This window comes from Klebsiella sp. MS 92-3, assembly GCF_000195655.1.
Lineage (GTDB): Bacteria > Pseudomonadota > Gammaproteobacteria > Enterobacterales > Enterobacteriaceae > Klebsiella > Klebsiella pneumoniae.
On the sequence record NZ_GL882750.1, the window covers coordinates 2,170 to 6,147 of the forward strand.

The 3,978-nt window shown below is 60.5% G+C and carries 5 protein-coding genes; all 5 read left to right on the forward strand.

Annotation, left to right across the window (positions count from 1 at the left end; all coding sequences use genetic code 11):
- Positions 1-674 (forward strand): UDP-2,3-diacylglucosamine diphosphatase (gene lpxH, locus HMPREF9538_RS22250; protein ID WP_009484199.1); only part of this gene is annotated, 674 nt, incomplete at its 5' end.
- Positions 675-781: 107 nt separating this feature from the next.
- Positions 782-1,120, forward strand: a complete 339-nt coding sequence (locus HMPREF9538_RS22245) for a hypothetical protein (protein ID WP_004178781.1) — start codon at positions 782-784, stop codon at positions 1,118-1,120.
- Between the two features lie 96 nt (positions 1,121-1,216).
- Positions 1,217-1,726 (forward strand): 5-(carboxyamino)imidazole ribonucleotide mutase, encoded by a 510-nt coding sequence (gene purE, locus HMPREF9538_RS22240; RefSeq protein ID WP_004893772.1) that lies wholly within the window; start codon positions 1,217-1,219, stop codon positions 1,724-1,726.
- Positions 1,723-2,790 carry a 5-(carboxyamino)imidazole ribonucleotide synthase gene (gene purK / locus HMPREF9538_RS22235; protein ID WP_004143002.1) on the forward strand — a complete coding sequence of 356 codons (1,068 nt, stop codon included), beginning with the start codon at positions 1,723-1,725 and terminating at the stop codon, positions 2,788-2,790. Before purE ends, purK begins: the two co-directional genes overlap by 4 nt.
- 111 nt (positions 2,791-2,901) lie before the next feature.
- Positions 2,902-3,972, forward strand: coding sequence for a tRNA 2-selenouridine(34) synthase MnmH (gene mnmH / locus HMPREF9538_RS22230; RefSeq protein WP_009484201.1), 1,071 nt, complete (start codon positions 2,902-2,904; stop codon positions 3,970-3,972).
- Positions 3,973-3,978: the final 6 nt, after the last annotated feature.

Here is a 3,978-nt window from a genome sequence, read left to right on the forward strand (position 1 = left end):
CGATCACCGCCGGTTTTCTGCGTTTTTTACAGGGCGAAGCCCGCCAGGCGGACGCTCTGTATATCCTTGGCGATCTGTTTGAGGCATGGATCGGCGATGACGATCCTAACCCGCTGCACCAACAAATTGCCTCGGCAATCAAAGCCGTCGTCGACGCCGGCGTGCCGTGCTACTTCACCCATGGCAACCGCGATTTTCTCGTCGGCCAGCGCTTTGCCCGTCAGAGCGGGATGATCCTGCTCGCCGAAGAAGAGCGACTGGACCTCTATGGCCGTGAAGTCTTGATCATGCATGGCGACACGCTGTGCACCGATGACCAAGGCTATCTGGCGTTTCGCGCCAAAGTCCACACCCCGTGGATCCAGCGTTTGTTCCTGGCCCTGCCGCTGTTTATCCGCCGTCGCATCGCCGCCCGCATGCGCGCCGACAGCAAAGCCGCCAACAGCAGTAAATCAATGGAAATTATGGATGTAAATCCACAGGCGGTAGTTGACGCGATGGAGCGGCATCACGTGCAGTGGCTGATCCACGGCCATACTCATCGCCCGGCGGTCCATGAACTGCAGGCCAACGGCCAACCCGCATGGCGCGTGGTACTTGGCGCCTGGCACAGCGAAGGTTCGATGGTCAAGGTGACGCCGGACGACGTCGAACTAATCCACTTTCCGTTCTAATTCCTGCGCGAGCACAATTCCGAAAGCGCCTTTTGCCCGGGCGAAGGTGCGCGCTTCCCCCCGCCCTGCATGCTAGTCTTCCACAACGTCACTCTCAAGGAACGAGCATGAGCAGGAAAAAGTGGAGTCAGCCGCTGACGTGGGGAATGATCATCGCGATCCTCAATCCGTTAGGGGTAAGTTATATCGCCTTAATCGGCGTCGTTATCGGCAACACGCTGACGTTTGTCTGGTGTGCGATGCTGGCGTGGGCTATCTATTTTTATGCCATTTATTTGCTCTGCACCCGCCCTCACGATAGCCGGCTGGTACAAATCTATTTACTGCTTATGGGCACTCTGATGCTCCCGTGGGGGTTAGTGCTGCTTATCACCTGTATCATGAGGGAGATAAAGGTCAATCAGGCACCCACGCCATCACCTCCAGGCGAGACAAAAGACGGCTAACCATGCGCACGCAACCGTTTTCCTTGCTGGCAGTTCATGCTATTCTCTGTGGCCTCTAAAGCAGTGTGAAACACACCCACAGGAGTTTTAAGACGCATGTCTTCCCGCAATAATTCGGCGCGTATCGCCATCGTGATGGGGTCCAAAAGCGACTGGGCTACCATGCAATTTACCGCAGAAATCCTTGATGCCCTGAACGTTCCGTACCATGTCGAAGTGGTCTCCGCCCACCGCACGCCCGATAAGCTGTTCAGCTTTGCTGAAAGCGCCGAAAGCCACGGTTATCAGGTGATTATTGCAGGAGCAGGCGGCGCGGCGCATCTGCCGGGCATGATTGCGGCGAAAACCCTGGTGCCGGTGCTCGGCGTACCGGTTCAGAGCGCAGCCTTAAGCGGTGTCGACAGCCTCTACTCCATTGTGCAGATGCCGCGCGGCATTCCGGTCGGTACCCTGGCCATCGGCAAAGCTGGCGCTGCGAACGCCGGCCTGCTCGCCGCGCAGATCCTTGCCCAGCATGATGCAGAACTGCACCATCGCCTGAGCGCCTGGCGTCAGGCGCAAACCGATGAAGTGCTGGATAATCCGGATCCGCGGGGTGCGGCATGAAACAGGTATGCGTGCTCGGTAACGGCCAGTTAGGCCGTATGCTGCGCCAGGCCGGCGAGCCGCTGGGCATCGCCGTTTGGCCGGTCGGCCTGGAAGCCGACCCGGAAGCGGTGCCGTTCCAGCAGAGCGTCATCACGGCAGAAATTGAACGCTGGCCGGAAACCGCCCTCACCCGCGAGCTGGCCCGCCACCCGGCGTTCGTCAACCGCGATGTCTTCCCGATTATCGCCGACCGCCTGACGCAAAAGCAGCTGTTTGACAAGCTTGGCCTCGCCACCGCCCCGTGGCAACTGCTGGCGGATAAAAGCGAGTGGCCGGCGGTGTTTGCCCGCCTTGGCGAACTGGCGATCGTTAAGCGTCGCGTTGGCGGTTACGACGGCCGCGGCCAGTGGCGTCTGCGGGAAAACGAAATCGATCAGCTACCGGCCGATAACTACGGCGAGTGCATCGTCGAGCAGGGGATTAACTTCTCCGGCGAGGTATCGCTGGTGGGCGCCCGCGCCCATGACGGTAGCACCGTCTTCTACCCGCTGACCCGTAACCTGCATCAGGACGGTATTCTGCGCGCCAGCGTCGCCTTCCCGCAGGCCAATGCCCGCCAGCAGGAACAAGCGGAAAGCATGCTGACGGCGATCATGAACGAGCTGAACTACGTCGGCGTGATGGCGATGGAGTGCTTCGTTACCGCCGAGGGGCTGCTGATTAACGAGCTGGCGCCGCGGGTGCACAACAGCGGCCACTGGACGCAGAACGGCGCGTCTATCAGCCAGTTCGAGCTGCATCTGCGGGCGATTACCGGCCTGCCGCTGCCGCCGCCGGTGGTCAACAGCCCGTCGGTGATGATCAACCTGATCGGCACCGATCTTAACTACGACTGGCTGAAGCTGCCGCTGGTGCACCTGCACTGGTATGACAAAGAGGTGCGCCCGGGTCGTAAAGTCGGCCACCTGAACCTCACCGACAGCGATACCGATCGCCTGAGCGCGACGCTGGAAGCGATCAAGCCGCTGCTGCCGCCGGAGTACACCAGCGGCCTGTTCTGGGCGCAATCGCAGCTCAGCTAAGCCCTTCGTGCCGGGGATTTGATCTATCCCCTTCCCCGGCACACCTTGAGGCGCGTACAATCCCCCCCTTGCTGTAAAGCTCATTTCTGTTTTGACTTCAGAGGATACCCCATGACCAATGGGACGGATTATCGCGCCATTCTCGCCAGCGATACGCCACTGATTGACGTACGCGCCCCGGTGGAGTTTAGCCAAAGCGCGATGCCGGCGGCGATCAACCTGCCGCTGATGAATGATGAAGAACGCGCCGCGGTCGGCACCTGCTACAAGCGTCAGGGGCCGGAAGCGGCGCTGGCGCTCGGCCATAAACTGGTCCAGGGTGACCTGCGCGCCAGCCGTACTCAGGCGTGGCTGGAAGCGTGCGCCCGTTACCCACACGGTTACCTGTGCTGCGCCCGCGGCGGCCAGCGCTCGCATATCGTCCAGCAGTGGCTGAAAGAAGCTGGCGTGGATTACCCCCTGATCGTCGGCGGCTATAAAGCGCTACGCCAGGCGGCGATCCAGGCCACCGACGAACTGGTGCAGCGCCCGATCGTGCTGATTGGCGGCTGCACCGGCAACGGCAAAACTCAGCTGGTTTGCTCGCGCCCGGACGGTATCGATCTGGAAGGGCTTGCTCATCACCGCGGTTCTTCATTCGGTCGAACCCTGCAGGATCAGCATCCGCAGGCCACCTTTGAAAACCATCTGGCGGTCAGCCTGCTTAAAAAAGCCGAACAGCAGACCCGCTGGGTGCTGGAAGATGAAGGCCATATGATCGGCGCCAATCATCTACCGGAGAGCCTGCGCCTCCGCATGGCGCAGTCGCCGCTGGCGGTGGTGGAAGATCCGTTTGACGTTCGCCTCGAACGGCTGCGCGAAGAGTATTTCGATCGCATGTATCGCGACTTTATCGCCGCCTATGGCGAAGAGAAAGGCTGGCAGGCATATGGCGAGTATCTGCATCACGGCCTGTTTGCCATCCGCCGTCGCCTGGGGCTGCAGCGTTTTGCTCAGCTCACTGAACGGCTCGATGAGGCGCTGGTGCAGCAGCAGCGCACCGCCAGCACCGAGGCGCACTTTGCCTGGCTGGTACCGCTGCTGGAAGAATACTACGACCCGATGTATCGCTATCAGTTGGGGAAAAAAGCCGGGAAAATTCTCTTTCGCGGCAGCTGGCAGGCGGTCGAAACCAATGGCTGAACGATA